This is a genomic window from Streptomyces sp. NPDC006544, from assembly GCF_040611715.1.
Taxonomy (GTDB): domain Bacteria; phylum Actinomycetota; class Actinomycetes; order Streptomycetales; family Streptomycetaceae; genus Streptomyces.
The window spans coordinates 1,903-28,112 of sequence record NZ_JBEXOV010000093.1 but is presented as its reverse complement, the minus strand read 5'-3'; the positions used below and the strand labels follow the sequence as shown (position 1 = coordinate 28,112).

24 protein-coding genes and 1 pseudogene (1 of these 25 running past the window's edge) are annotated in these 26,210 nt (G+C 71.5%); 16 read left to right on the top strand and 9 right to left on the bottom strand.

The genetic code is table 11. The features are described from left to right. The first annotated feature begins 255 nt into the window (after window positions 1-255). The 6 genes from ABZY44_RS30635 to pstB all read left to right on the top strand — a co-directional run bounded on the left by ABZY44_RS30635 (window position 256) and on the right by pstB (window position 7,955). Window positions 256-2,532, top strand: coding sequence for an RNA degradosome polyphosphate kinase (locus ABZY44_RS30635; protein ID WP_356659490.1), 2,277 nt, complete (start codon window positions 256-258; stop codon window positions 2,530-2,532). Beyond that, complete coding sequence (locus tag ABZY44_RS30630) at window positions 2,513-3,496, top strand: CHAD domain-containing protein (protein WP_356659488.1); 984 nt, start codon at window positions 2,513-2,515, stop codon at window positions 3,494-3,496. The genes ABZY44_RS30635 and ABZY44_RS30630 overlap by 20 nt, the downstream gene beginning before the upstream one ends. A gap of 313 nt (window positions 3,497-3,809) precedes the next feature. Then, complete coding sequence (gene pstS, locus ABZY44_RS30625; RefSeq protein WP_356659486.1) at window positions 3,810-4,946, top strand: phosphate ABC transporter substrate-binding protein PstS; 1,137 nt, start codon at window positions 3,810-3,812, stop codon at window positions 4,944-4,946. A gap of 131 nt (window positions 4,947-5,077) precedes the next feature. Further along, entirely contained in the window at window positions 5,078-6,067 is a 990-nt protein-coding gene (gene pstC, locus ABZY44_RS30620; protein ID WP_356659484.1) for a phosphate ABC transporter permease subunit PstC, read from the top strand. Continuing rightward, window positions 6,067-7,149 (top strand): phosphate ABC transporter permease PstA, encoded by a 1,083-nt coding sequence (gene pstA, locus ABZY44_RS30615; protein ID WP_356659482.1) that lies wholly within the window; start codon window positions 6,067-6,069, stop codon window positions 7,147-7,149. Before pstC ends, pstA begins: the two co-directional genes overlap by 1 nt. 29 nt (window positions 7,150-7,178) lie before the next feature. Continuing rightward, window positions 7,179-7,955: a phosphate ABC transporter ATP-binding protein PstB gene (gene pstB, locus ABZY44_RS30610; RefSeq protein WP_356659480.1), complete on the top strand. Its 777-nt coding sequence runs from the start codon at window positions 7,179-7,181 to the stop codon at window positions 7,953-7,955. A 193-nt stretch (window positions 7,956-8,148) separates the two neighbouring features. Here the strand turns inward: pstB and ABZY44_RS30605 are convergent, their stop codons facing one another. Together ABZY44_RS30605 and ABZY44_RS30600 are read right to left on the bottom strand one after the other, a co-directional pair. Continuing rightward, on the bottom strand, window positions 8,149-9,150 hold the full coding sequence (locus ABZY44_RS30605) for an inorganic phosphate transporter (RefSeq protein WP_356659478.1): 1,002 nt from the start codon (window positions 9,148-9,150) through the stop codon (window positions 8,149-8,151). Between the two features lie 5 nt (window positions 9,151-9,155). Next, on the bottom strand, window positions 9,156-9,776 hold the full coding sequence (locus ABZY44_RS30600) for a DUF47 family protein (RefSeq protein WP_214952272.1): 621 nt from the start codon (window positions 9,774-9,776) through the stop codon (window positions 9,156-9,158). A 195-nt stretch (window positions 9,777-9,971) separates the two neighbouring features. Here ABZY44_RS30600 and ABZY44_RS30595 point away from each other — a divergent pair, with 195 nt between their 5' ends. Continuing rightward, a complete protein-coding gene (locus ABZY44_RS30595) occupies window positions 9,972-10,400 on the top strand; it encodes a metal-sensitive transcriptional regulator (protein WP_356659476.1) in 429 nt (142 codons plus the stop codon). Window positions 10,401-10,416: 16 nt separating this feature from the next. Here the strand turns inward: ABZY44_RS30595 and ABZY44_RS30590 are convergent, their stop codons facing one another. Together ABZY44_RS30590 and ABZY44_RS30585 are read right to left on the bottom strand one after the other, a co-directional pair. Beyond that, window positions 10,417-10,563 carry a hypothetical protein gene (locus ABZY44_RS30590; RefSeq protein ID WP_356659492.1) on the bottom strand — a complete coding sequence of 49 codons (147 nt, stop codon included), beginning with the start codon at window positions 10,561-10,563 and terminating at the stop codon, window positions 10,417-10,419. 147 nt (window positions 10,564-10,710) lie between these two features. Continuing rightward, complete coding sequence (locus ABZY44_RS30585) at window positions 10,711-11,547, bottom strand: hypothetical protein (protein ID WP_356659474.1); 837 nt, start codon at window positions 11,545-11,547, stop codon at window positions 10,711-10,713. A gap of 389 nt (window positions 11,548-11,936) precedes the next feature. Between ABZY44_RS30585 and ABZY44_RS30580 the strand changes: the two genes are divergently transcribed. Both ABZY44_RS30580 and ABZY44_RS30575 read left to right on the top strand, forming a co-directional pair. Further along, entirely contained in the window at window positions 11,937-12,155 is a 219-nt protein-coding gene (locus ABZY44_RS30580; RefSeq protein WP_356659472.1) for a hypothetical protein, read from the top strand. 131 nt (window positions 12,156-12,286) lie between these two features. Next, window positions 12,287-12,574, top strand: a complete 288-nt coding sequence (locus ABZY44_RS30575; RefSeq protein WP_356659470.1) for a hypothetical protein — start codon at window positions 12,287-12,289, stop codon at window positions 12,572-12,574. Between the two features lie 285 nt (window positions 12,575-12,859). Here ABZY44_RS30575 and ABZY44_RS30570 read toward each other — a convergent pair whose 3' ends face one another. From ABZY44_RS30570 to ABZY44_RS30555, 4 genes are all read right to left on the bottom strand, one after another. Further along, window positions 12,860-13,579, bottom strand: a complete 720-nt coding sequence (locus ABZY44_RS30570; protein WP_356659468.1) for a phosphatase PAP2 family protein — start codon at window positions 13,577-13,579, stop codon at window positions 12,860-12,862. A gap of 203 nt (window positions 13,580-13,782) precedes the next feature. Then, window positions 13,783-14,802, bottom strand: a complete 1,020-nt coding sequence (locus tag ABZY44_RS30565; RefSeq protein WP_356659466.1) for a bifunctional lytic transglycosylase/C40 family peptidase — start codon at window positions 14,800-14,802, stop codon at window positions 13,783-13,785. 78 nt (window positions 14,803-14,880) lie between these two features. Then, window positions 14,881-16,608 (bottom strand): protein kinase, encoded by a 1,728-nt coding sequence (locus ABZY44_RS30560; protein ID WP_356659464.1) that lies wholly within the window; start codon window positions 16,606-16,608, stop codon window positions 14,881-14,883. Window positions 16,609-16,746: 138 nt separating this feature from the next. Further along, complete coding sequence (locus ABZY44_RS30555) at window positions 16,747-17,541, bottom strand: thioesterase family protein (protein ID WP_356659462.1); 795 nt, start codon at window positions 17,539-17,541, stop codon at window positions 16,747-16,749. A gap of 397 nt (window positions 17,542-17,938) precedes the next feature. Here ABZY44_RS30555 and ABZY44_RS30550 point away from each other — a divergent pair, with 397 nt between their 5' ends. After that, a complete protein-coding gene (locus ABZY44_RS30550) occupies window positions 17,939-18,784 on the top strand; it encodes a pentapeptide repeat-containing protein (RefSeq protein WP_356659460.1) in 846 nt (281 codons plus the stop codon). 106 nt (window positions 18,785-18,890) lie between these two features. Here the strand turns inward: ABZY44_RS30550 and ABZY44_RS30545 are convergent, their stop codons facing one another. Continuing rightward, on the bottom strand, window positions 18,891-19,493 hold the full coding sequence (locus tag ABZY44_RS30545; RefSeq protein ID WP_356659458.1) for a hypothetical protein: 603 nt from the start codon (window positions 19,491-19,493) through the stop codon (window positions 18,891-18,893). 424 nt (window positions 19,494-19,917) lie between these two features. Between ABZY44_RS30545 and ABZY44_RS30540 the strand changes: the two genes are divergently transcribed. The 6 genes and pseudogenes from ABZY44_RS30540 to ABZY44_RS30515 all read left to right on the top strand — a co-directional run. Then, entirely contained in the window at window positions 19,918-20,226 is a 309-nt protein-coding gene (locus ABZY44_RS30540) for a hypothetical protein (RefSeq protein ID WP_112452163.1), read from the top strand. Window positions 20,227-20,311: 85 nt separating this feature from the next. Next, window positions 20,312-21,151 (top strand): hypothetical protein, encoded by an 840-nt coding sequence (locus ABZY44_RS30535; protein ID WP_356659455.1) that lies wholly within the window; start codon window positions 20,312-20,314, stop codon window positions 21,149-21,151. Beyond that, window positions 21,141-22,496, top strand: a complete 1,356-nt coding sequence (locus ABZY44_RS30530; protein WP_356659453.1) for a hypothetical protein — start codon at window positions 21,141-21,143, stop codon at window positions 22,494-22,496. The genes ABZY44_RS30535 and ABZY44_RS30530 overlap by 11 nt, the downstream gene beginning before the upstream one ends. Beyond that, on the top strand, window positions 22,493-24,064 hold the full coding sequence (locus tag ABZY44_RS30525) for an SCO6880 family protein (protein WP_356659451.1): 1,572 nt from the start codon (window positions 22,493-22,495) through the stop codon (window positions 24,062-24,064). Before ABZY44_RS30530 ends, ABZY44_RS30525 begins: the two co-directional genes overlap by 4 nt. A 19-nt stretch (window positions 24,065-24,083) precedes the next feature. Continuing rightward, entirely contained in the window at window positions 24,084-25,505 is a 1,422-nt protein-coding gene (locus tag ABZY44_RS30520) for an ATP-binding protein (RefSeq protein WP_356659449.1), read from the top strand. A 94-nt stretch (window positions 25,506-25,599) separates the two neighbouring features. Next, window positions 25,600-26,210 (top strand): annotated as a pseudogene (locus tag ABZY44_RS30515) (hypothetical protein) (its annotated part continues 1,107 nt past the right edge of the window); the annotation flags it as partial.

Here is a 26,210-nt window from a genome sequence, read left to right as displayed (position 1 = left end):
TGCGAGTACGTGTGGAAGAAGACCGACGAGTGGATCAACTTCCCCTGGTCGGTCGAACCGCCCGTCGTCAAGCGTGAGGGACAGGCCCCCCACCCCCCGGCACGACGCGGCCGCCCGCCCGGACCCTGGAAGCCACACGCCATTAACCACGCATTAATGCACGGTCGCGAAGCTGACGGAATGCAGCCCCGACTCCCACCGACCGCCGACCTTTCCGACGCGCCTTTCCCGCCGCGTGCGCGGAAGAATGGAGTCATGAGCCACAAGCCCAGCGCAGCTCCCGCCGACGTCCCCGCCCAGCAGCCGTCCCACGCTTCCGCCGCCTCCCCGGAAGCCGTCGCCTCGCGCGCCGCCAGCGGCGCCCACGCGCGTCTCGGCTCCATAGCCGCCCACCGCCCCCACGTGGACCTGGAACCGGATCTCGACGCGGATCTCGACGCCTACGAGACCTCGGACACCGGCGAGCTCCCCGCAGGGCGCTTCCTGGACCGGGAGCGCAGCTGGCTGGCCTTCAACGAGCGCGTCCTGGAGCTCGCCGAGGACCCGACGACGCCCCTCCTGGAGCGCGCGAACTTCCTGGCGATCTTCGCGAGCAACCTCGACGAGTTCTTCATGGTCCGCGTCGCCGGCCTCAAGCGCCGCATCGCGACCGGTGTCGCCACCCGTTCGGCCTCGGGCCTGCAGCCCCGCGAGGTACTGGACCAGATCTGGACCCGCTCGCGCGAGCTCATGGCCCGCCACGCCGCCTGCTTCCAGCAGGACATCTGCCCGCAGCTCGCCGAGGAGGGCGTCCACCTCATCCGGTGGCCCGACCTCACCGAGAAGGAACAGGCGCGCCTCTTCACCCTGTTCCGCAACCAGATCTTCCCGGTGCTCACCCCGCTGGCCGTGGACCCCGCGCACCCGTTCCCGTACATCTCCGGCCTCTCGCTGAACCTGGCCGTCGTCGTACGCAATCCCGCGACCGGCCACCGCCACTTCGCCCGCGTCAAGGTCCCGCCGCTCCTCTCCCGCTTCCTCGAGGCCTCCCCGCACCGCTACGTCCCGCTGGAGGACGTCATCGCGGCGCACCTGGAGGAGCTGTTCCCCGGCATGGAGGTGCTCGCGCACCACATGTTCCGCGTGACCCGCAACGAGGACCTGGAGGTCGAGGAGGACGACGCCGAGAACCTCCTCCAGGCACTCGAGAAGGAGCTCATGCGGCGCCGCTTCGGCCCGCCGGTGCGCCTGGAGGTCGAGGAGTCCTTCGACCCCGGTGTCCTGGACCTCCTCGTGCAGGAACTGAAGGTCAACCCCTCCGAGGTGTACCCGCTGCCCGGTCCGCTGGACCTGACCGCGCTCTTCGGTATCGCCTCGCTGGACCGCCCCGAGCTGAAGTTCCCGAAGTTCGTCGCGGGCACCCACCGCGACCTCGCCGAGGTCGAGTCCGCCTCCGCGCCCGACATCTTCGCCGCGCTGCGCGAGCGGGACGTGCTGCTGCACCACCCGTACGACTCCTTCTCCACCTCGGTGCAGGCCTTCCTGGAGCAGGCCGCCGCCGACCCGGACGTCCTCGCGATCAAGCAGACGCTGTACCGCACCTCCGGCGACTCCCCGATCGTGGACGCCCTGATCGACGCCGCCGAGTCCGGCAAGCAGGTCCTCGTCCTCGTCGAGATCAAGGCCCGGTTCGACGAGCAGGCCAACATCAAGTGGGCCCGCAAGCTGGAGGCGTCCGGCTGCCATGTCGTCTACGGGCTGGTCGGCCTCAAGACGCACTGCAAGCTGTCGCTCGTCGTCCGCCAGGAGGGCGACACGCTGCGCCGCTACTCCCACGTCGGCACCGGCAACTACCACCCCAAGACGGCACGGCTCTACGAGGACCTCGGCCTGCTCACCGCCGACCCGCAGGTCGGCGCGGACCTCTCCGACCTCTTCAACCGGCTGTCCGGCTACTCGCGCCGCGAGACCTACCGCCGGCTGCTGGTGGCCCCGCGCTCGCTGCGCGACGGGCTGATCTCCCGGATCGACAAGGAGGCCGCCCACCACCGGGCGGGACGGCCCGCGTACGTCCGCCTCAAGATGAACTCGATCGTCGACGAGGCACTGATCGACTCCCTGTACCGGGCCTCGCGGGCGGGGGTCCCCATCGACATCTGGGTCCGCGGCATCTGCGCGATCCGCCCCGGAGTCCCCGGGCTCTCGGAGAACATCCGGGTCCGCTCGATCCTCGGCCGCTTCCTCGAGCACTCCCGGGTCTTCGCCTTCGGCAACGGCGGCGAACCCGAGGTGTACATCGGCAGCGCCGACATGATGCACCGCAACCTCGACCGCCGTATCGAGGCACTGGTCAGGGTCGCCGACCCGGCCCACCGCGCGGCCGTGGACCGGCTGCTGGAGACCGGGATGTCCGACCTCACCTCCTCCTGGCACCTGGGCCCGGACGGCGAGTGGACCCGGCACAGCACGGACGGCGAGGGCCAGCCGCTGCGGCACGTTCAGGAGATGCTCATAGACGCCCGGAGGCGCCGGCGTGGCTCAGCCAAACCATGACCTGACCGCGATCACGGCAGGCGACCTGCTCGGTACGTACCTGCGCGCGCAGGCCACCGCCTTCCTGCGCGCGCTGCGCCTGCACGACGAGGGCGCGGCGGGCGCGGCCGCCGAAGGCGGCGAGGCGGCGCGCAGCCTGCGGGGGGCCGCGCGCCGGATCTCCTCGACCCTGACGACGTTCAGGGCGGTGGCCGAATCGGGCTGGGCGGACTCCCTGCGCACGGAGCTGACGTGGCTCTCGGCGACGCTGGCCGACGAGCACGCGTACGCCGCCCGGCTGACGCGGCTGATGGACGCCCTGCACCGGCTGTCGGGGAACTCCGAGGTGCCCGCGCCCCGGGGGACGACGGGCTCGCTGACGGTGGGCTCGGCGCGGGCGGGCGCCCTCCTGGAGCGGCAGCTGACGCTGTCCCGGACGCGCGCGCACTCGGCGACGCTCCAGGCGCTGGGCTCCTCCCGCTTCCACGCGGTCGCGGACGCGGTGGCCGTGCTGGCCTCCGAGGTCCCGCTGGACCCGGTCGCCGCCCGGGGCCGGGTCGGCGACGTCCTGGTCCCCCTGGCCGAGGTGGCCGGATCCCGGCTGTCGGCGGCGGTGGCCGCCCTCCCCGACCCGTCCTCCTCGCACCCCTACGACGCGGATCACGACGGCCCGTGGAACGAGGTGCGCCGGCTGCTGCGGGTCCACCGGTACGCGCGGGAGGCGCTGTGCGAGGACGTGGCCCGGCTGGCCGTCGCGGGCGAGGCGCTGGACCGCCACCGCGACGCGGCGGACGCCGCCGGGGCCTCGGCCACGGCGGCGCGCACGCCCCGTATCGCCCCGGCGACGGCCTACGCCCTCGGCGTCCTGCACGCGGACCAGCGGCACGAGGTGGAGGCCTCGCGGCGCACCTTCCGGCACATCTGGCAGCCGGCGGGTTCCAGCCACGTCGCAGGCCACCGCCCGGCGGTGGCCGGCGGCGTGTGAGGCCGGGAGTACGGGGCAGGCCAGACAACGGCGCCGCACCCGCCCGGCGCGGTCACGCTACGGTAACGGCGGGATAACGGGAGGTGGCGCCGAAGGGCGACCCGCTCCCGACGCACCACCCCGCCCGCCACGGTTCACCGTCCGTTCACTTGTCCCGGTCGGCCGCTTCACCTGATCTGCCTAACTTCGTTGAAGCAAGGAGCGAATCGCAGCCACGGCGAGCGGTTGCCCCGGGCACACCGACGTAGTCCTCTTCGCACGCCGCCCCGATTGCAGAAAGCGGCCGGCGGCTTCTGGAAGGAAACACCCGAAAGTGAAGCTTCAGCGCAAGAACATGCTTCGTGCCTCCGCCCTCGGGGCGCTTGTCGTGTCCGGTGCCCTGGTCCTCACGGCGTGCGGTTCGGACGACAACACCAAGACCGACGCCGGTGCGTCCGGCAAGCCGACCGCGCCCGCCAGCGACATCAAGTGTGACGACGCCAAGGGCAAGGTCCTGGCTTCGGGCTCCTCCGCGCAGAAGAACGCGGTCGACCTGTGGATCAAGAACTACATGGCGGCCTGCCCCGGCGTCGAGGTGAACTACAAGTCCTCCTCCTCCGGTGAAGGCATCGTCGCCTTCAACCAGGGCACCGTCGGATTCGCCGGCTCGGACTCCGCGCTGAAGCCCGACGCCGTCGAGGAGTCGAAGAAGGTCTGCACCGGCGGCCAGGGCATCGACCTGCCGATGGTCGGCGGCCCGATCGCCCTCGGCTTCAACGTCGCCGGCGTGGACAAGCTGACGCTGGACGCCACCACGATCGCCAACATCTTCAACGACAAGATCAAGAAGTGGGACGACGAGGCGATCAAGAAGCTGAACCCCGGCGTCACGCTCCCCTCCACCGCGATCCAGGCGTTCCACCGCTCCGAGGACTCGGGCACCACCGAGAACCTCGGCAAGTACCTCAAGGCCGCCGCCCCCGAGGCCTGGACGTACGAGGCCGCCAAGAAGTGGCCGGCCCCCGGTGGCCAGGCCGCCTCCGGCTCCGCCGGCGTCGCCTCGCAGGTCAAGGCCGTCGACGGTGCGATCGGCTACTTCGAGCTCTCCTACGCCTCCTCGCAGAGCATCAAGACCGTGGACGTGAACACGGGCGCCGCCGCTCCCGTCAAGGCCACCGGCGAGAACGCCTCCAAGGCCATCGCCGCCGCCAAGATCGCCGGCACCGGCTCCGACCTGGCGCTCAAGCTCGACTACGCCACCAAGGCCGAGGGCGCCTACCCGATCGTCCTGGTGACCTACGAGGTCGTCTGCGACAAGGGCAACAAGGCCGAGACGCTCCCGACCGTGAAGTCCTTCCTGAACTACACCGCGTCCGACGCGGGCCAGAAGGTCCTGACCGAGAACGGCTACGCGCCGATCCCGGCCGAGATCGTCGCCAAGGTCCGCGAAGTCATCGCGACCCTCAGCTAGTCCTGACTCCCGGGACCACCGGTCCGCTCCCCCCGTCCGGGGGGCGGACCGGCCCGGGGACCCTCCCCTTCACCCAGGGGATCCGGTGCACCGCCGCCAGGGGGCCCGCCCCCCACCAGACCGGAAAGATCATGGCTTCCACCACACCCACCCAGATAGACACGGCTCCGCCTGTCGCCAAGAGCGGAAGGTCCACCGGCCGCGCCGGTGACAAGATCTTCGCCGGCCTCTCCAAGGGCTCCGGCATCCTGCTCCTGGTGATCATGGCGTCGATCGCCGGCTTCCTCACCTACCGCGCTTCGATCGCCCTGGCCGACAACGAGGGCAACTTCCTCACCACGTTCGACTGGAACGCGTCGGCCAAACCCCCCGTCTTCGGCATCGCCGTCCTGCTCTTCGGCACCGTCGTCAGCTCGATCATCGCGATGGCCATCGCGGTCCCGATCGCCGTCGGCATCGCCCTCTTCATCTCGCACTACGCGCTGCGCAAGCTGGCCTCCCCGCTCGCCTACGTGGTCGACCTGCTGGCCGCCGTGCCGTCGATCATCTACGGCATCTGGGGCGCGCTCTTCCTGGTCCCGCAGCTGAACGGCCTGAACCTCTGGCTCGACGAGTACCTGGGCTGGACCTACGTCTTCGACAAGACCCAGGTCGGCGTCGCCCGCTCCCTCTTCACCGTAGGCATCCTGCTCGCGATCATGATCCTGCCGATCGTGACCAGCGTCAGCCGCGAGGTCTTCCTGCAGGTCCCGCGCATGAACGAGGAAGCCGCCCTGGCCCTCGGCGCGACCCGCTGGGAAGTCATCCGCCTTTCGGTCCTGCCCTTCGGCCGCTCCGGAGTCATCTCCGCCTCGATGCTCGGCCTCGGCCGCGCGCTGGGCGAGACCATGGCCGTGGCGACCGTCCTCTCCCCGAGCTTCCTGATCTCCGGCCACATCCTGAACCCGGGCGGCGGCACGTTCGCGCAGAACATCGCCGCGAAGTTCGACGAGGCCAACGAGTTCGGCCGCGACGCGCTGATCGCCTCCGGCCTCGTGCTCTTCCTGCTCACCCTGCTGGTCAACGGCGCCGCCCGGCTGATCATCGCCCGTCGCAAGGACTTCTCGGGGGCGAACGCCTGATGAGCCACGCACTGCAGGACCCGCGCCCCTCCCGGGCCCACACGTCCGTCGCCCCCACCAGCCTGACGCAGGGCAGCCTGCCCCGCTGGGCCCCGGCCGGCATCGCGGTCCTCTCGATCGCGCTCGGCTGCGGCATCGGCGTCCTCGCCGGCCTCCACAGCAAGGTCCAGTGGGGCCTGCTCGCGGCCCTCCTCTTCGTGGCCGTCACGTACACGGCCAGCTCGGTGATCGAGAACCGCCGCCAGGCCAAGGACCGGGTCGCGACCTCCCTGGTCTGGGTCTGCTTCGTCCTCGCGGTCGTCCCGCTGCTCTCGCTGCTGTGGACCACCGTCAGCCGCGGCATGAAGGTCCTCGACGGGGACTTCCTCGGCCACTCGATGAACGGCGTGACCAGCTTCGAGGCCGGCGGCGGGGTCTACCACGCACTGCTCGGCACCATCGAGCAGGTCGCCCTGGCCACCGCGATCGCCGCGCCCATCGGCCTGCTGACCGCCGTCTACCTGGTCGAGTACGGCCGGGGCGCGCTCGCCAGGTCCGTGACGTTCTTCGTCGACGTCATGACCGGCATCCCCTCCATCGTCGCGGGCCTGTTCATCCTGACGACCTGGAACCTGATGCTCGGCTTCGGCCCCTCCGGCTTCGCCGGCGCGATGGCCCTGTCGATCCTGATGATGCCCGTCGTGGTCCGCTCCACCGAGGAGATGCTCAAGCTCGTCCCGAACGAGCTGCGCGAGGCCGCCCTCGCCCTCGGCGTGCCGAAGTGGCGCATGATCCTCAAGGTCGTGCTCCCCACCGCCATCGGCGGCATCTCCACCGGCGTCATGCTGGCCGTCGCCCGCATCGCGGGTGAGACCGCGCCGATCATGCTGCTGGTCTTCGGCTCCCAGCTGATCAACAACAACCCCTTCGAAGGTGCCCAGTCCTCGCTCCCCCTCTACATCTGGGAGCAGTACAAGGTCGGCAGTGAAGCCTCCTACGACCGGGCCTGGGGCGCAGCGCTCGTCCTGATCGCCTTCGTCATGATCCTCAATCTGGTGGCCCGCGGCATCGCCCGCTGGAAAGCTCCCAAGACCGGTCGCTGACGCGACTCATGAAAGCGAAGTGACCCCTCATGGCCAAGCGAATCGACGTCAGCGGACTGTCCGCCTTCTACGGCACCCACAAAGCCATCGACGACATCTCGATGACCGTCGAGCCGCGCTCCGTGACGGCCTTCATCGGCCCGTCCGGCTGCGGCAAGTCCACCTTCCTGCGCACCCTGAACCGCATGCACGAGGTCACCCCCGGCGGCCGCGTCGAGGGCAAGGTGCTGCTGGACGACGAGAACCTGTACGGACCCGGCGTGGACCCGGTCGCGGTCCGCCGCACGGTCGGCATGGTCTTCCAGCGCCCGAACCCCTTCCCCACCATGTCGATCTTCGACAACGTGGCGGCGGGCCTGCGGCTCAACGGCTCCTTCAAGAAGTCCGAGCTGGCCGACATCGTCGAGAGGTCCCTCCGGGGCGCCAACCTCTGGAACGAGGTCAAGGACCGCCTGAACAAGCCCGGCTCCGGCCTCTCCGGCGGCCAGCAGCAGCGCCTGTGCATCGCCCGCGCCATCGCGGTCGAGCCCCAGGTCCTCCTGATGGACGAGCCCTGCTCGGCCCTCGACCCGATCTCCACCCTCGCCATCGAGGACCTGATCGGCGAGCTCAAGGAGCGCTTCACGATCGTCATCGTGACGCACAACATGCAGCAGGCCGCCCGCGTCTCCGACCGGACCGCCTTCTTCAACCTCTCGGCGGTCGGCCAGCCCGGCAAGCTCGTCGAGATCGACGACACGGACCGGATCTTCTCCAACCCGTCCGTCCAGGCGACCGAGGACTACATCTCCGGCCGCTTCGGCTAGTCACGTGACGCCGCGCGGCACCGCCGCGCGGCACGGACCACCATGCGGCCGGGCCGCGTGGAACAGACGTCCTGCGGTGCTGCATGGCGGTGCCACCGCACGGCGGAAGAAAGAAAAGGGCCGGCTCCCCCTGGGTGGGGGGAGCCGGCCCGCTTCCGTCCTCTCCCGCGCACCGGGGCGCGGGCGGCGACGGCTACTTCACGAAGGCCAGGTCCACGATCCAGAAGCTGACCGCCGCGACGAGCGCCGCGGCCGGCATGGTGATGAACCAGCCCAGGATGATGTTCTTGGCGACGCCCCAGCGGACCGCGTTCACCCGCTTCGTCGCGCCCACACCCATGATCGCCGAGGTGATCACGTGGGTGGTGGAGATCGGCGCGTGGAACAGGAACGCCGAGCCGAACATGATCGAGGCGCCGGTGGTCTCCGCCGCGAAACCCTGCGGCGGGTCCAGCTCGATGATCTTGCGGCCGAGGGTGCGCATGATCCGCCAGCCGCCCGCGTACGTACCCAGCGACAGCATCACGGCGCACACGATCTTGACCCAGATCGGGATCTCGTCGCCCGCGCTGCTCACGTCGGCGATGACCAGGGCCATCATCACGATGCCCATGGTCTTCTGCGCGTCCTGCAGACCGTGGCCGAGCGCCATGCCGGCCGCCGAGACCGTCTGCGCGATACGGAAACCGCGCTTGGCCTTGTGCGGGTTGGAACGGCGGAACATCCACAGGATGACGACCATCACCAGGTAACCGACGACGAGGCCGACGACCGGGGAGACGAACATCGGGATGACGACCTTGTCGATCACTCCCGACCAGATCACCTCGGTCCCGCCGGCCAGCGCCGCGCCGACCATGCCGCCGAACAGGGCGTGCGACGAGGACGAGGGCAGGCCGAAGTACCAGGTGATCAGGTTCCAGACGATCGCGCCGACCAGCGCCGAAAAGAGGATCCACATGCCCCGGTTCCCCTGGGGCGTCTCGATCAGGCCCTCACTGACCGTCTTGGCGACCCCGCTGCCGAGGAACGCGCCGGCCAGGTTCATCACGGCGGCCATCGCGAGCGCGGCGCGCGGCGTCAGCGCACGGGTCGAGACCGAGGTCGCGATCGCGTTCGCCGAGTCGTGGAAACCGTTGGTATAGGTGAAACCGAGCGCGACACCGATGGTCACGATCAGAGCAAAGGTGTCCACGAGGTTCAGGACTCCTTGACCGCGATGGTCTCCACCGTGTTCGCGACGTGCTCGAACGCGTCGGCCGCCTCTTCGAGCACGTCGACGATCTGCTTGAGCTTCAGAACCTCCATGGCGTCGTACTTGCCGTTGAAGAGCTGGGCGAGCAGCTTGCGGTGGATCTGGTCCGCCTGGTTCTCGAGACGGTTGACCTCGATCCAGTACTCGGTGAGGTTCTCCATGGTGCGCAGGTGCGGCATGGCCTCGGCGGTCAGCTCGGCCGCGCGCGCCAGCACCTCGATCTGCTGCTCGACGCCCTTGGGGAGCTCCTCCACGTTGTAGAGGACGACCAGGTCGACCGCCTCTTCCATGAAGTCCATGATGTCGTCGAGGCAGGACGCCAGGTTGTAGATGTCCTCGCGGTCGAACGGCGTGATGAAGGAGGAGTTGAGCTGGTGGAAGATCGCGTGGGTGGCGTCATCCCCCGCGTGCTCCGCCGCCCGCATCCGCTCCGCGATCTCGGCTCGGGCGGAGGAGTCCGCTCCGAGCAGTTCCATCAGGAGTTTGGAGCCCGTGACGATGTTGTCCGCGGATGCGGCGAACATGTCGTAGAAGCTCGTCTCCCTGGGGGTCAGACGAAATCGCACGTGAGGTCCTCGGGGTGCATTGGATTCGGTCAGGCTGATGCTAGGCGCATCCCCCGGCCACGGCTAACCGGCAGTTCCCCAGTGTCCTCCATCGGGCAGAGTGGGGGACGACGGCCCCCTGCCCCTGCGGACGGAGCCCGGTATCCTATACCCATGAGGGGTATGCGCCCCTCGATCCGGACCACAGGAGGACGCATGACTGCCACCCAGGCGGAGGGCTCCGGAGCCGAAGCGGGCACGGTCGTCGCAGCGGCGGCCGGCACGCAGGCAAGCGCGGACGCGACCTCGGACGTCGCCTCGGACGCGAGCCCGGACGCGGCCGCGAGCCCGGCCACCGGTGCGGTGCACGGCTACCACCACCAGAAGGACGAGCACCTCAAGCGGCTGCGCCGGATCGAGGGCCAGATCCGGGGCCTCCAGCGGCTCGTCGGCGAGGACGTCTACTGCATCGACATACTCACCCAGGTCTCGGCGAGCACGAAGGCACTGCAGTCCTTCGCGCTCCAACTGCTGGAAGAGCACCTCCGGCACTGCGTCGCGGACGCGGCCGTCAAGGGCGGGGGCGAGATCGACGCCAAGGTCGAGGAAGCGACGAAGGCGATCGCACGACTGCTGCGCACCTGACGCGGACGGCGGCGGGCTATCGCCCCATCAGCACTTCGTCGATGCGGTCCTGGCTGAGCCGCTCCTCGTGCGCGGCGGAGGCCGCGATGATCAGCTCACCGCACAGGTCGATCTCGGCGAGAGCCACGTGGTCCTGCACGGTCGTACCGCCTGCGGGAGTCACGCGTGTCACCTCTCTCTGCCGTCGTCCGTTCGCCGGCGCTCGGTTTCTCAGCGTAGGGACCGCAAGGCTCCCCGCGCATGACACGGATGGACCATTTCCGGATACCCGCCATGGCCCGATCGCAACGGCCCGCGCACCCTCCACCGCCTAGTCGGCGATCTTTCCCGCGTAAATGTCCCCTTCCGGGGGCAGTACGACGGAGACCGGAGTCCCGAACCCGTAGAGCAGCGTGGTGGAAGACACATCGATCACGCCATTGTTCACGTAGGTGAACCGGTGGCGGACCTTGCGCAGGCGGCCCTCCTCGTCGAAGTACGCGTCGAACGGCACCGCGTCCTTGCTGAACCCTTTCGCCGCCGCCTCCAGCGCCCCCTTCACCGCCGGTGAGGCCGCGGCCGCCGCCCGCGCGATGTCGGTCGTACCCCGGTAGTGCCGCACCTTGGTCCCGGCCACCTCGGTCTCGCCCACGTACGTCACCCCCTGCGCGCCGCGCAGCAGCTCGGCGGCGGCCACCGGGTCGGTGGCCCCGCCCGTGACGAGGTTCCCGTCGGCGAGGGCCGTCGTGTCGACCCGCACCCACTTGTCGTCGGGGACGCCCGCGCCCCGGTTCTTCATGTACAGCGCGCCGGGCACCAGCAGCTCGGTGATCGGCCGGTGCTCGGCCTTGCCCTGGGCGTCGTCCGGGAGCATGACCAGGAGCTGACCCATCCGGTTCTTAAAGTCGACCCCGCCCTCGCCCCGGATGGTGACCCTGGTGCCGCCGGTCGCCATCTCCATCGCCGTCCGGGCCCGCGCGCTTCCGGTCTTCGCGAGCGCGTCGGCGGCTCCGCGGACCGTGGCCGCCGGGTCCTGCGCGGGCTTGCCGTCGTCGCCGGCGGCCGCGTCGCCGCCGCACCCGCTCAACGCCGCCACGGCCAGGGCGATGCCGACCGCGAACGCCGCCTGAGCGCGTCCCGGCCGCCGCCTGTGCTGGTGCACCACCATCGCCTGCCAACCCCCAACGCGTGACCGCTGTCTGCCCGAGGCCCACCCGCTCCGTTTAACGAGGTCGGGGGTCTCCCGTCACGGGCCGGACCCTTCCTCGAACGGTGCGCGCACCCCGGGCGAACGCCGGGCGAAATCCCCGGAACGAACGCCCGTCGGCGTGGCGCCCGTTGCGGCTCACGACCCGGCTCACGACCCGGCTCTGGGCTCGGCCCGCGGTCCGACTCCCGTGCCGCGCCCGGTCCGGCCCCGGTGCGCCCCCCGTCCTCCCCCCGTCCTCCCTCGGTGCGGCCCCGGTCCGGCCCCTGGTCGCGGTCCCGGCTCCGCGCCGTCGAACCGGCCGGTTCCCGGCAGTCCCCCAGCCCGGACATGCCGGGTACCGTGGGGGAGTGGACCCGCACACCGAAGCGACCCTCGTCCCTCCGCTTGCCGCCGTGCCGCCGCCCCGCGACCCCCTGGGACCGGACCTTCCGCCTCCGGGTCACGTCACGAGCACCTCCGAGCGCGGCTCGTTCTGCCTGGCCGCCTGCACCTGCGGTTGGCGCGGCCCGGCCCGCCGGTCCCGCGACCTGGCCCGCAAGGACGCCACCCGGCACACCGCGGAGTAGCCGCACCGTGCACCCCGCTCGCGCCGGCCGGGCCGGCGTCCGCGCTCGGCCCGGCGACGGGGCCGGCGGCCCGGTCGCCCGATCGGACGACCCCGCTGGCCCACACGCCCGGGACCGGATGCCCTTGTCTCATGCCCGGACCCGTGCTCCCGCCACGCCTCGCCGCCCTGCTCGGGGCGCCGCTGATCGCGCTCGCCCCGGCCGCGGCGGCCCCCGCCGCCACGGTCAGCGTCACCACCACCGCCGCCGCCGCCCCCGCCGGGGCAGGCCCGGTGGGTACGGCGGACGGCCCCGGCGACATCGCGCTGGCCATCGGGGTCACCACCAGCGCGGCCGCCGCGACCGGGCTGTGGCTGCGCTCGCGCTACCGCCGCGAGGACGCGGAAGCCGTGGAGGGCGCCGAAGCCGGCGAACCGTGACCCCGCGCACGCGCACGCGCCCGACGGCGGTCCGCCTCTGCTTCGGGGCAGCCGCGCTGTGCCTGCTGGCCGCCGTGGCCCTGGCCGTGTGGGAGTCGTACTCCGTCGGATGACCGGCGGGCCATGGACAGCACGTCACGGACAGCACGTCACGGACAGCGCGTCACGGACGGCCGGCCCGAGGACACACCCGGCGGCCCCGGCCCGGCCCGGGCCGGCCCGTTCCGACGCCAGCCGGCGCGACCCGATCCGACCCCGCGCGACCCGGTTCGGCCCGACGCGCCCTCAGGCGGCGAGGTCGCTGTCGTGGCCGCGCCCCGGGGGCGGCGTCGGCGCGGCGAGGTCCACCGGCCGGGCCAGTACGCGGCCCCGCGCACGGACCAGTACGCCGAGACGGGGCGACCGGGCCACCGCCCGCACCGCCGGGGTCAGCAGCGCCATCGCGAGCGGGGCGAGCAGCAGCACCACCGCGGTGCCCAGCGCGAATCCGCCGATGACGTCGGTCGGATAGTGCAGGCCCATGTAGACCCGGGTGAAGCCCTCCAGGAGGGCCAGCCCGATCCCGGCGTAGCCGAACTTGCGGTGGGCGACGAACAGTCCGACGCCCAGCGCCATCGCGAGGGTCGAGTGGTCGCTGACGAAGGAGAAGGCGCTGTGGCTGATCCCGGCGCCGGGGTCCAGCACCTCGATCCCCTCGTGCTGTGCGGCGGGCCGCGGCCGGCCCACGAACTCCCGCAGGGGGACGTTCAGGAGCAGCGCGGCTCCCGCGGCGAGCGGGGCCCATACGAGGGCGGCGAAGGATTCGGCGGCCGCGGCTTCGTCCGGCCGGCGGCGCGTCCCGCGCCAGCACCACAGCACCAGGAGCACGAGGGCCAGCGGGATCCCGTACTCGCCGGCGAGGGCGACCACCCGGTCCAGCCACTGCGGGGCCTGCCGGGCCAGTCCGTTGACCTCGTACAGCAGGCTTACATCCACGTTCGGCCCACCCGTTGTGAGTCCAGCCATGGTGATGCGGCCCCTTGCCCTTGCCTCGGTACGCCGGTGGGCGCACTCCTGCGTGCGCCCCTTCGCCCCCCGGTATGCAGTCCGGTGATTCAGTCCCCGTGACCATGGAACGCCCGTTCTGGCCGCGCCGTTCCACTCTCCACCGAATGATCACTCCAACGTTACCGAAGAGTGACTCATCGTCGCAGCTCAGGGCCTTCGGTTCACGCTGTGTTGCCGGCGTCCTCGCGCCTCGGCAGCGCCTCCGCACCGTCCTTGGTCACGCGCGTCGCGCCGAAGTAGTCAGGCGTGTCGATCTTGTCGAAGCGGATCACGGAGCCGGTGAAGGGGGCGTTGATCATGTAGCCGCCGCCCACGTACAGCCCGACGTGCCGGATCTCCCGAGAGTTCGTCAGATCGTCGGAGAAGAACACCAGGTCCCCGGGCAGCAGTTCCGCCCGCGAGGGGTGCGGACCGGCGTTGTACTGGTCGTTCGCCACGCGCGGCAGGTCGATCCCGACGGACTCGTACGCCGCCTTGGTCAGCCCCGAACAGTCGAACCGCCCGCCCTGGTCGGCCGTTCCGTTCCCGCCCCACAGATAGGGCGTCCCCAACTGCTTCTGCGCGAAGTAGATCGCCCCGGCCGCCTGCTGCGACGGAGCCACCCGCCCGACGGGTGCCTCGAAGCTCCTGGCGAGCGTCGTGATCGTCTTCACGTACCCCTGGGTCTCCCGGAACGGCGGGACCCCCTGATGCTGTATCACCGCACCCGGACCGGCGTTGTAGGCGGCGAGCATGTTCTTGACGGCGTCACCGGGCACCTTGTTCACGTAGCGCGCGAGCTCGCAGTCGTACGAAGCCGCCGACGGGATCGCGTCGTTGGGATCCCAGATGTCGCGGTCGCCGTCGCCGTCGCCGTCGATGCCGTGCGTGGCCCACGTGCCCGGAATGAACTGCGCGATGCCCCGCGCGTCGGCCGGACTCACGATGCCCGGGTCCCACCCGCTCTCCGAGTAGAGCTGCGCCGCCAGGAGCGCCGGGGTCAGGGTCGGGCAGAGATTGCCCCACTTCTGCACGAGGGCCTGGTACTTCCCCGGCACGGCCCCCTTCGCGAGGCCCACCACCCGGCCGCCCGCACCGCTCGCGAACCCCGCGGCGGCCGAGTACGTGCCGACCACGAGCAGGGCGACGAAGCACAGGCACGCTCCGAAACCGATACCGCCGATCACCCAGACTCTGCGCACCCGCCAACCCTCCCCCATCGCACCGTCAATACCGCGACATTCACACTTCGTGTCAAGAAGCGTCCCCCGTAGTCATCCCTATGGGGGACCGCTGTCGAAACCGGTACACCAGAAACTCTTGTGCTCCGTGTCCGAAACCGCGTGCCGGAACACCACGGTCCAGCCACCCGGATCCTGCGCGAGCGGCGGCGCCTTGACGGACTTTCCGTTCAGCCGCATCGAGAAGTCGTCGGGGTAGGTGAGGAACTTCCAGTCGGTCGCGGTCCCTTCGTAGACGTCACGGGCCTTGGCCACGAAACCGAGCTGGCGGTTGTCGCTCACCCCCGTGGAGCGGCCGGCCGCGTCCACCTCGTGCTGCGGCTTCACCACGACGGCCACGTAGTACGGAGGCATGTCGGACGCCGCCGTCTTGACCCGGAACCCGATCCGGACCGTGCCCGGCTTCACCTCGTGCAGCGCGTCCGTCCCGGCCGTGGTCACCGAGATCTGGAAGACCGGCTTCGCGGCCTCCTCCGCCGGCTCCGCGCAGACGTTCCCGGTGGGGTCGTAGTCGTCGAAGTTCGGCGCCGTCTGCGCGATGAACACCGGTGGACCGGAGGCGGCCTTCGACGGCTGCCCCGACGGACCGTCGCTCCGTCCCGGGTCCGGGGTCCCGCTCGCGGTCTGGCCGGGACCGTTCCCCCGCTCCCCGCCGCCGGCGCCGCCCGGCCCGCCCAGCGGCAGCTTCCACACCGCGACCGCCCCCACGACGGCCAGCGCCACCCCGGCCGCCAGCCAGACCCCGGCCCGGCCCCGGCGCCCCGGGGCGGCGGGCACGCTCCGGGTGGGCGTGTAGCCGTACGGGGCCGCGGGCGAAGCACCGTACGGGGCCGCGGCCGAAGCGCCGTACGGGCTCGCGGGGGCGTGCGGCGACGGGGCGCCCGGCCCCTGGGTCCGCATCTCGTGCACCGGCACGGCCTCGCCCAGGGCGCCCAGCGCCGCGTACGACGCGTCGTCGGCCAGCGCGTCGCGCACCCCGCAGCGCCGGATCACCTCGGCCGGTTCGGGCCGCACCGCCGGATCCTTCGCCACGCAGGCCTCGATCAGGGCTGCCAGCTCCGGCTCGACCCCGGCCAGGTCGATCCGCTCGTGGACCGCGCGGTAGCTGACCGTCGCCGCCACGCCCGTGCCGAACGGCGGCCGTCCCGTCGCCGCGTGGGCGAGCGTCGCCCCCAGCGCGAAGACGTCCGCGGCGGCCCCCGCCTCGGCGCCCAGCAGCACCTCGGGCGCGGTGTACCCCGGCGTCCCCGGCGCCTGGCCGTCCTGGGTGAGGGCCGTCTCGCCCACGCCCCTCGCGATGCCGAAGTCGATGAGCTGAGGCCCCTGCGCGCCCAGGATCACGTTCTGCGGCTTGAGGTCCCGGTGCGTCACCCCGTACGCGTGGACGCTCGCCAGTCCCTCCGCCAGCGCGGCGAACAGCCTCCGGCAGGTCTGCGCGGGCAGCGGTCCCCGCTCCCCGACCGCCTGACCGAGCGTCGGGCCGGCCACGTACTCCGTCGCCAGCCAGAACGGCGGCGCGGCGAGGGACGCGTCGATGAGGTTCGCCGTGTACGCGGACCGTACCGCCCGGACCGTCCGGGCCTCCCGACGGAACCGCGCCAGCGCCTCCGGGTGGCCCGTGATCTCGTCCCGGATCACCTTCACGGCGACGAGCCGCCCGCCGGGCGAACGCCCGAGGTACACCTGTCCCATCCCGCCGGCGCCGAGCCGGGCGAGCAGAGCGTGGTCCCCGATGTGCGCGGGGTCGGTATCCCTCAGAGCCTCCATCCGCACGAGAGTGCCACAGCTAATCCCTTACGGATCAAGCGGGTTGACCGGGCCGACCGCGCCGACCGCACACTTCGACCACCACCCGGACCGGTCAGCCCGCCTCCCGCCTCCCGGCTCGCGGCTTCCGCCTCCCGGCTACGGCCTCGGCGCCACGAACAGACTCTGCGCGCTCCGCCCGATCGGGCCCTTCTCGTCGTGCAGGCGGGCGTCCGCGAGGCCGATGCCGGCCGCGTCCACACTCGTACGGGCCTCCACGCACGCCCACTCGCCCACCGGGTGGCGGTGCAGGTGGACGGTGAGGTCGCCGTTGACGAAGACGTACCGGCCGAAGTCCATGACGGAGCTGATGCCGTTGCCCGAGTCCGCCGCGACCAGCACCCGGTCCAGGGGCCTGGTCTCCTCCCCGGCCACCAGCGGCACCTTCATCCGCATCCAGCAGGTGCCGGGACCGAGCTCGACGAACGCGCCTTCGGTGAAACGGGTCTCCATGGCCGAGTGGTAGCCCGTCTCCCACGGCACCGGGAAGAACGGCGTCACCCCGACCTCCCCGGGCGGCGGCAGCTCCGGCCCCGGCACGACGGCCGGTACGGACTCCCGCGCCACCCGGATGCGCAGGGCGCGCGCCAGCATCACGGGCGCCGCCCCGGCGGGGGCCAGCGCGGCCTCGACGACCTCGGTGCCGCGGCCGGCCCGCAGCACGCCGGTGGTCAGCTCCAGCGGACCGATCGGCACCGGGCGCAGGATCTCGTACGTGATCCGGGCGATCCGCATGTCCTCCCGGCCGCCCGGCCGCTCCTCGATCGCCCGGCCGAGCAGCGCGGCCGGCGGCCCGGCGTGCTGCGAGCCGGGGTCCCACGGCCCGCGCGTGTAGCCGGTGGCCTGGAACCGGCCCGTGTCGATCCGCTCGTAGAACGCCTCCACCTCACCCATGCCCCCACGCTACCGAGGGGTAACCCGCCCCCGCCAGACCGCACAGGCCTCGATGGCCCCGGCAGAAGTCCTCGGCAGAAGGCCCTCGAACCCACCCCGCGTCAGCCCGCGTCCCCCCACGACACCCGCGACCGCCGGGGCGCCAGGGGTGCTTCCGGTGACGCCTAGAGCCCGGGATCGCCCGACTCGGGCGCGCCCGGGCTCGGCGCGCCCGGGCTCGGGGGGCCAGGGCTCGGGGGGCCAGGGCTCGGGGGGCCAGGACTCGGGGGGCAGGACTCGGGGGGCAGACTCGGGGGGCAGACTCGGGGGGCGGACTCGGGGGGCGGACTCCGGCGCCCCGGACTGGGGGGGGACGCCCATCGCCGCCCTCTCTCCCCCACCGGGGGACAATGGTGACGTGCCCAAGCCTCACACCTCCCCCTCCGCGCCCGCCGGCTCCCCGCTGCCCGTCCTGCAGGCGGACTGCGCCAACTGCTTCGCGCTCTGCTGCGTCGCCCTGCCCTTCGCCAGATCCACCGACTTCGCGGTGGACAAGCCCGCCGGCACCCCCTGCAAGAACCTCCGGCAGGACTTCCGCTGCGGCATCCACACCCGGCTGCGCGACGAGGGCTTCCCCGGCTGCACCGTCTTCGACTGCTTCGGCGCGGGCCAGCAGGTCTCCCAGGTCACCTTCGGCGGCCGCGACTGGCGCACCCATCCCGGCACGGCCGCTGCGATGTTCGAGGTCTTCCCCGTGATGCGGCAGCTGCACGAGCTGCTCGCCTACGTCCGCGAGGCCCTCACCCTCCCCGCCGCCCGCCCCGTCCACCCGGACCTCCGCGCCGCCCTCGCCGACACCGCGCGCTGGACGGAAGCGACTCCGCAGGCCCTCGCGGCACTGGACATCGGCCCCCTCCGCCACGAGGTCAACGGCCTCCTCCTGAAGGCCAGCGAGCTCGCACGGGCCAAGGTGCCGGGCCGCAAGAAGAACCACCGCGGCGCCGACCTGATGGGCGCCCGCCTCTCCGGTGCGGACCTGCGCGGCGCGAACCTCCGAGGCGCCTACCTGATCGCGGCCGACCTCAGCGGCGCCGACCTCCGCTCCGCCGACCTGATCGGCGCGGACTTCCGCGACACCGACCTCCGCGGCGCCGACCTGCGCGACACCCTCTTCCTCACCCAGCCCCAGCTCAACGCGGCCAAGGGCTCCCCCGCCACCCTCCTGCCGCCCGCCCTGAGCCACCCCGCGCACTGGCTCCCGTAGGGACCGCGCACACTCCGCGGCCCCCACCCGGGCCACCCGGGCCCCCCTGGTACCGCGGCCGGCTCGTTCCCGGGACGCGGCACCGGCGGGAGGCCGGGCTCCGTCGTCAGGGCTTGACGACCGCCTGCCAGCCCAGCGGGCAGGTGACGCTCGTGGGCGTGTAGTCACAGGCGATCTCGGAGACGTCCCCGCGGTGCGTCAGCACCTTCACGTACGCCCGGCCGCCGGTGTAGGTGAGGGACACGCTGCACGCGTCCCTCGGGAAGCCGGGGTTCGCCCGTGTGGTCAGGTCCTTCCAGGAGTACGGGCCGACGGTCAGCGCGGTCACCGTCCGACGGCCGATGTACGCGCGCCCCTTGCTCAGCGCGGCACTGAGCTCCTGATCGCCCAGCGCCTTGACCGAGGCCAGGTCGATGCACGGACCGGCCGGACCGCGCTCGCCCTTCGGCCCCCGGTCCCCCTTCTGTCCTCTCGGACCGTGCGGACCGCGTGGCCCCTGGCACCCGTTGCCGCCCGTCGGCGCCGCCTTGGCACCCTTCGCGCCCTTCACCGCGCGCACGTCGTCGTCCCCGCCGGGCCTGGCACACGAACCACCGCCGGCGGCGACCGCCACCGGGACCGAGACACCCGTGAGCACCAGCGCCAGAGGCACCGCGAACCCACCGGCCACCCACACGGCCCGCCGCCCCACCCTGCTGAAGTAACCCATTCCGTCGCCCACTCCTCACACCGCCGTACCGCTTGGCACCTCGTACCGGACGACGTGGAGCATCCCCCAACCTCACTGCGGAGAGGAGTGACTGACGGAAAGTCGGACATATGTCATCGACATGGCCCAACGACACGCCCTCCCACTGCGCCGAACGGCGGCCCCGCGGCAGGCGCCCCGTACGGCGGGAGCCCAATCATTGCCCGCGGTCACCCCTCGTGATACACAGAGTGACCATACGTTCTTTCCCCCACACGCCGCCCGAGCCCAGGTCAGAGCGGGCGAACGGAACCAGCGGGCGCAGATCGGGTAAAGAGAGCAGTCAAGTCGACATACGACGACGGTTTCATCAGCGAAGATAGAGCCTGACCCTTGCCGTCCGGGCACGGGCAACCGGAACTACCCCTTCAGGGCGGTGAGTTACATGATCCTGGCAGCCGAAAAAGGCGACATCACCACCATCATCGGCGGAATCGCCCCGAACTGGGGCCCGTTCGGCAGTCTCGGCAACGAAGCGAAGATCATGGTCGAGGTGGTCATGGCCGTCGCGATCCTCCTCTGTCTCGGCATCGCCATCTGGGGCGCGGCCAAGCAGCGCATCGGCGCGACGGCGCTGCGCGACACGTTCAGCGCGGAACAGGGCAAGGGCCTGATCGTGGCCGGCCTGACGGGCGTCTTCATCATCGGCTCGCTCGGCACGCTCTTCACCATCGTCTACGGAATGGCCGTCTAGCCAGAGCCCTGATGAGGACTCACCACGCCGCGCCTGCGCGGATACCAGCGCGACCGTCGTACGACGCGGAGGGGGCGAACACCGAATGAGCAGCGACGACCAGTACGGTGGCAGCGGCGCGGGCCACGGCGAAATCGGCGGCACGGGCCAGACCCGTACCCGCCTCCCGGAGTCCTCCTCGGACCCCCACGGCTCCCCCCGCCGCACCCCCCGCGCCTCCCGCGGTCTGATCGCGGTCGTCGGCGTGGTCGTCCTCCTGATCGCCGCCATCGCGTTCGCGAACCAGTCCCACACCCCCCAGGACCCCCCACCGGCCTCCGACAAGCCCCAGGCCACCAATCCCACGGCAGCCACGGGCGTCCCCCCGGTCGACACCAAATCCGCGGGCATCCCGAAGGGCTTCGCACGGTCTGAACAGGGTGCCCAGTCCGCTGCCGCCAACTACTCCGTGGCTCTCGTCTCCGCTGACATCCTCAAGCCCGGTGTGCGGTCCCAGATCGTCCGGCAGGTCTTTGTCACCGACAAGGTTGCCGAGCTCGAAACACGGCTCGACCGTGCATACGGCAAGGCCTTCCTGGACCAGGCCGGGCTGGACGCAAATGGGAACGCCGCGCGTGGGCTGACGTACATCTCGAGAACCGTGCCGGTAGGCACCAAGACGGTGAGCTACTCCGAGACCACGGCCACCGTCGAGGTGTGGTGCACAGGCGTCTTCGGCACGGCCGGCATCGGTTCCAACAATCCCGTCAGCAATGACTGGTTCACCATGACCCTGACCCTCAGGTGGGCGGACAACGACTGGAAGGTCGAGAGCTTCGCCCAGAAGGACGGGCCGGCCCCGGTTAATGCAGACCGTTTGATCTCGACTGCGGAGGAGATCTCCAAGGCCGCAGCAGAGTTCGGAGGCTTCACCTATGCCCGGTAACCGCGCGCTCCGCGTCTCCGGAGCACTGGCGGCCCTTCAGACGACATTGGTCCTTCTCTCCGCACGGGCACTCGCCGCACCTACTCCGTCGCCGACGCCCTCGGCCTCGGTGACGCAGCCGAATGACAACCGGTGCGATCTGATCGTCGGCCCGGCCAAGGACTACTGCGAGAAGGGCGACGGCGCAACCGGCGGAGCCCCCCGCACGGGCCTCGCCCCCAGCGACCCCACCGACGCCCTCAACCCCCTGACCTCCCTCGCCAAGGGCTGCGCCGACGCCGCCGCCTGGATCGTCGGCGAGCTCAGCAAGGCGGTCAACGGCACGGCCAACGTCGACTTCACCAACGGCGCCTTCCTCAAGCAGTACGCCATCGTCTTCGCCGCCTCCACCATCCTGACCCTCGTCCTCTGGCTCTTCGCCGTCGCCAAACGAGCCATCCGAGGCGTCCCCTTCACCACCGCCATGTCCGAAGCCATCGGCTTCCTCTGGCTCACCGTCCTCGCCTCGGCCTTCACCCCCCTCATCCTCTACACCGTCGTCTCCGCCACCGACGGCGTCACCGAGGTCATCGCCTCCGCCACCGGCGGCCAGACCGACGTCTTCTTCGGCTCCTTCGCCGAAGCCCTCAAGAAGGGCGACGACATCGGCGGCGGCCCGATCATGCTCATCGTGGTCGCCCTCGTCACCGTGCTGGCCGCCGGCATCCTCTGCCTCGAGCTCGTGATCCGGGCCGCGCTCCTCTACGTCGGCGCCCTGCTCGGCACCGTCGTCTACGCCGGCCTCGTCGACCGCAACCTCTGGGGCCACGTACGCCGCTGGGCGGGCATCATGATCGCCGTGATCCTCGTGAAGCCGGTCATCGTCATCGTCCTCGGCCTCGCCGGGGCCCTGGCCGGCGAGAAGGGCCCCAACGCCTTCTCCGCCGTCGTCTCCGGCCTCGCGATCATCCTCCTGGCGATCTTCGCCTCCGCGATGATCTACCGCTTCGTACCCGGCTTCGGCGACGAGATCGCCTCCGCCCGCTCCACCCGCAGCAAGGCCACCGACGGCGCCCAGGCAGCCGCCGTCATCAGCTCCCCCGCCTCCCTCGTCTCCCAGGGCATCAAGACCCACAGCAGCCGCGGCGGCAGCGGCGGCGGCGGCGGCGGCGGCGGCGGAGACCACCGCGCGAGCGGCGGCGCGGGCGGCGGCAACCAGATGTCCGGAGGCATGGCCGCACACAGCAGCCGCGGCTCCGGCGGCAGAAGCGGCGGAAGCGGCGGCACCGGCGGCGGATCCGCCGCCGCCGCGCCCCCGCCCCGTACGGGCTCCAGCACGAGGAACACAGGAGGTGACGGGCGGTGACGACCCAGTCCCACCAGCTCCACCAACTCCATCCGATCGCACCGCGCCGCACCTATCTCATCGGCCGCGCCCGGCCGAACGCGATCGTCGGCAAGAACCGGGAGACCGGCGAGATCGCGCTGATCATCGCCGGCGCGTTCCTCGGCATGATGAGCGGACTGCTCGTCCCCGCCCTCACCCTGCGCATCGTCACCCTCGCCGGGTTCCCGATGCTGGCGCTCGCCGCCGTGTACGTACCCTTCCGCGGCCGCACCTTCTACCGCTGGTTCGAGATCAACCGCAGCTACAAGCGCACCCTGCGCCGCGGCACGACCTTCCGCTCGGGCGCCATGGAAGCCGGCGTCCGCGCCGCCGACGGCCGCGAGGTCGAAATCGGCCCGCCCCCCGGCATCGGCCGCATCAACTGGCTCGCCGCACCCTTCGGCCCCGACGAGATCGCCGTACTCCTCCACGCGGACCGCAGGACGGTCACCGCCGCCATCGAGATCGAGGGCCCCGGAGTGGGCCTGCGCGACAGCGAGGACCAAGAGGCCCTCGTGGACCGCTTCGGCACGCTCCTCAAGCACGTGGCCAACGGCGACGGCTTTGTCACCCGCCTCCAGATGCTCGCCCGCACCCTCCCCGCGGACCCCGACGCGCACGCCAAGGACGTGGCCCAGCGCGGCGACACCCGCGCCCCCGGCTGGCTGCGCGATTCCTACGACCAGCTCCAGTCGATGGTCTCCACGTCCTCGGAGCAGCACCGCGCGTACCTCGTCGCCTGCATGCACTTCACGCGCGAACTCGCCTCCGAGGCCCAGACCATCGCCCGCGCGGGCACCCCGTACAAGGGCCGCAAACTCGACCGCGACGCCGGACTCGCCATCGTCATGGCCCGCGAACTCACCGACATCTGCGCCCGCCTCGCCGAGGCCGACATCCGCGTACGCCAGCCGCTCGGCCAGGGCCGGCTGTCCTCCCTCGTGCACTCCATGTACGACCCGGACCACCCCATCGACCACATCCAGGCCATGACCAAGCGCAACGCCTGGCCCGCCGAACTCGATGCCGTGGAACCCACCTACCTCCAGGCCAAGACCCGCGAGTCCTCCACCCGCGCCCCCTGGTGCCACGCCACCGCCTGGGTGAAGGAGTGGCCCATGACACCGGTCGGCGTCAACTTCCTCGCCCCCCTCCTCGTCCACACCCCCGACGTGATCCGCACCGTCGCCGTCACCATGGACCTCGAGCCCACCGAGATCGCCATCGAGCGCATGCTCACGGAGAAGACCAACGACGAGGCCGACGCCAGCCGCGCCGCCAAGATGAACCGCACCGTCGACCCCCGCGACATCGCCGCCCACGGCCGGCTCGACCAGCGCGGCGAAGACCTCGCGAGCGGCGCCGCCGGCGTCAACCTCGTCGGGTACATCACCGTCTCCTCCCGCTCCCCCGAAGCCCTCGCCCGCGACAAGCGCACCATCCGCGCCTCCGCGGGCAAGTCCTACCTGAAACTCGAATGGTGCGACCGCGAGCACCACCGCGCCTTCGTCAACACCCTGCCGTTCGCCACCGGCATCCGACGCTAGCTGGAGGGAATGGCCGCCCATGCGAGATCCCATGTCCGCCCTGACGGACACCTTCACCAGCTTCCTGTTCGGCAAGGTCGAGACCACCAGACTGCCCGTGCGCACCTCCACCGGCCAGGCGCAGGCCGTCTACCTGCCCACCGCGGCACCCGGACTCGGTGACTCCGGGGTCATCATCGGCCGCGAGGTCTACAGCGGCAAGGGCTACATCTACGACCCCTTCCAGCTGTACGGCCAGCAGCTCCCGGCACCGCACTGGCTGGTCCTCGGCGAATCCGGCAACGGCAAGTCGGCCCTCGAGAAGACCTACGTCCTGCGCCAGCTGCGCTTCAAGGACCGCCAGGTCGTCGTACTCGACGCCCAGGGCGAGGACGGCGTCGGCGAATGGAACCTCATCGCCCAGCAGCTGGGAATAACCCCCATCCGCCTGGACCCCATCGCCGCCAACGACGACGGGATCCGCCTCAACCCCCTCGACCCGGCGATCACCACGACCGGTCAGCTCGCGCTGCTCCGGACCATCATCGAAGTCGCCATGGGCCACGGCCTCGACGAGCGCTCCGGCTTCGCGCTCAAGGTCGCGCACGCGTACGTGGTGGAGACCATCACCACGCGCCAGCCGGTCCTGACCGACATCGTGGAACAACTCCGCCACCCCGAGCCCGAATCCGCCCTCGCGATGAACGTCGACATAGACGACGTCCGGGCCTGGGGCCTCGACGTCGCGCTCGTCATCGACCGCCTCGTCGACGGTGACCTGCGCGGCATGTTCGACGGCCCCACCACCGTCGGCATCGACCTCGACGCCCCGCTGATCGTCTTCGACCTCTCCCACATCGACCGCAACTCCATCGCCATGCCCATCCTGATGGCGATCGTCGGAGTATGGCTGGAGCACACCTGGATCCGCCCCGACCGGAAGAAGCGCATCTTCCTGGTCGAGGAGGCCTGGCACATCATCAACAGCCCCTTCGTGGCACAGCTGTTCCAGCGGCTCCTCAAGTTCGGCCGCCGCCTCGGCCTGTCCTTCGTCGCCGTCGTCCACCACCTCTCGGACGTGGTCGACGGCGCGGCGGCCCGCGAAGCCGCGGCCATCCTCAAGATGGCCTCCACCCGCACGATCTACGCGCAGAAGGCCGACGAGGCCCGCGCGACGGGCCGGGTACTGGGCCTCCCGCGCTGGGCGGTGGAGATCATCCCGACCCTCACCCCCGGCATCGCCGTGTGGGACGTCAACGGCAACGTCCAGGTCGTCAAACACCTGATCACCGAAGCGGAACGCCCCCTCGTGTACACGGACCGCGCCATGACCGAGACCTCGGCCCAGCACCGGCTGCCCGCCGATCTCCTCGCCGCGGAACTGGAGGCGGAGGAACGCGCCCTCCTGATGGAACGCCACCGCAACGGCGGTGGCGCCGGCCCGGCAACAACGGTGGCCTGACATGCCCGACCGCACGGACCGTACGGACCGCCCCCAGGGCGGCATCCCGGACGGACTACTGGTCGGCCTGCTGGCCCTCCTCCTCGGCCTGGCCGTCCTCGTCTGGACGGCCACCGGCCTGTCCGCCCTCTTCGCGAAGGGCGCCTGGCCGGACACGGTCACCTTCACCCGCACCCCGACGGCGGTCCGCTCCCTGATAGCTCGACCCCAGGACCTCCCGGCAGCCTGGCCGGACACCACCCCCGCGTCCCTCTCGGGCTGGGGCCTCTTCTGGGGCCTCTTCATCAGCCAACTGCTGATCCTCCTGGTCCTGACGATCTTCGCCCTAGGAGCCCTGGCCCGCACCAAGTCTCGCCACAAAACCCCACCCCCGGCCGCCCCAGCCCCGTCCGCGCCCATCCCACCCCCACACGCGGCACATCCAGCCCCGCCGACGGCACACCCAACCTCTTCCCCGCCCATCCCAGCCCCACCGGCAGCACATCCAGCCCCGCCGGCGTTTGAGGCGCGGGGGTCCGCGGGCTGGCCCCCGGCAACGGCGCCGCACGACGGACACGGTCACGGCCCCATTCCAGCCCCGCCGGCGTTTGAGGCGCGGGTCCCAGGGGGCCGGCCCCCCCCACCCCCCCCCCCCCCCCCCCCCCCGGGCCGGCCCCCCCGGGGGGGGGGGGGCCCCCCCCCCCCCCCCCCCCCCCCCCCCCCTAC

What these genes read in the sequence shown, in the direction of transcription:
- ABZY44_RS30635 (WP_356659490.1), top strand. Translation starts at nt 256, where the DNA reads ATGAGCCACAAGCCCAGCGCAGCTCCCGCCGACGTCCCCGCCCAGCAG.
- pstC (WP_356659484.1), top strand. Translation starts at nt 5,078, where the DNA reads ATGGCTTCCACCACACCCACCCAGATAGACACGGCTCCGCCTGTCGCC.
- pstA (WP_356659482.1), top strand. Translation starts at nt 6,067, where the DNA reads ATGAGCCACGCACTGCAGGACCCGCGCCCCTCCCGGGCCCACACGTCC.
- pstB (WP_356659480.1), top strand. Translation starts at nt 7,179, where the DNA reads ATGGCCAAGCGAATCGACGTCAGCGGACTGTCCGCCTTCTACGGCACC.
- ABZY44_RS30595 (WP_356659476.1), top strand. Translation starts at nt 9,972, where the DNA reads ATGACTGCCACCCAGGCGGAGGGCTCCGGAGCCGAAGCGGGCACGGTC.
- ABZY44_RS30585 (WP_356659474.1), bottom strand. Translation starts at nt 11,547, where the DNA reads ATGGTGGTGCACCAGCACAGGCGGCGGCCGGGACGCGCTCAGGCGGCG.
- ABZY44_RS30575 (WP_356659470.1), top strand. Translation starts at nt 12,287, where the DNA reads ATGCCCGGACCCGTGCTCCCGCCACGCCTCGCCGCCCTGCTCGGGGCG.
- ABZY44_RS30570 (WP_356659468.1), bottom strand. Translation starts at nt 13,579, where the DNA reads ATGGCTGGACTCACAACGGGTGGGCCGAACGTGGATGTAAGCCTGCTG.
- ABZY44_RS30560 (WP_356659464.1), bottom strand. Translation starts at nt 16,608, where the DNA reads ATGGAGGCTCTGAGGGATACCGACCCCGCGCACATCGGGGACCACGCT.
- ABZY44_RS30555 (WP_356659462.1), bottom strand. Translation starts at nt 17,541, where the DNA reads ATGGGTGAGGTGGAGGCGTTCTACGAGCGGATCGACACGGGCCGGTTC.
- ABZY44_RS30545 (WP_356659458.1), bottom strand. Translation starts at nt 19,493, where the DNA reads ATGGGTTACTTCAGCAGGGTGGGGCGGCGGGCCGTGTGGGTGGCCGGT.
- ABZY44_RS30540 (WP_112452163.1), top strand. Translation starts at nt 19,918, where the DNA reads ATGATCCTGGCAGCCGAAAAAGGCGACATCACCACCATCATCGGCGGA.
- ABZY44_RS30535 (WP_356659455.1), top strand. Translation starts at nt 20,312, where the DNA reads ATGAGCAGCGACGACCAGTACGGTGGCAGCGGCGCGGGCCACGGCGAA.
- ABZY44_RS30530 (WP_356659453.1), top strand. Translation starts at nt 21,141, where the DNA reads ATGCCCGGTAACCGCGCGCTCCGCGTCTCCGGAGCACTGGCGGCCCTT.
- ABZY44_RS30520 (WP_356659449.1), top strand. Translation starts at nt 24,084, where the DNA reads ATGCGAGATCCCATGTCCGCCCTGACGGACACCTTCACCAGCTTCCTG.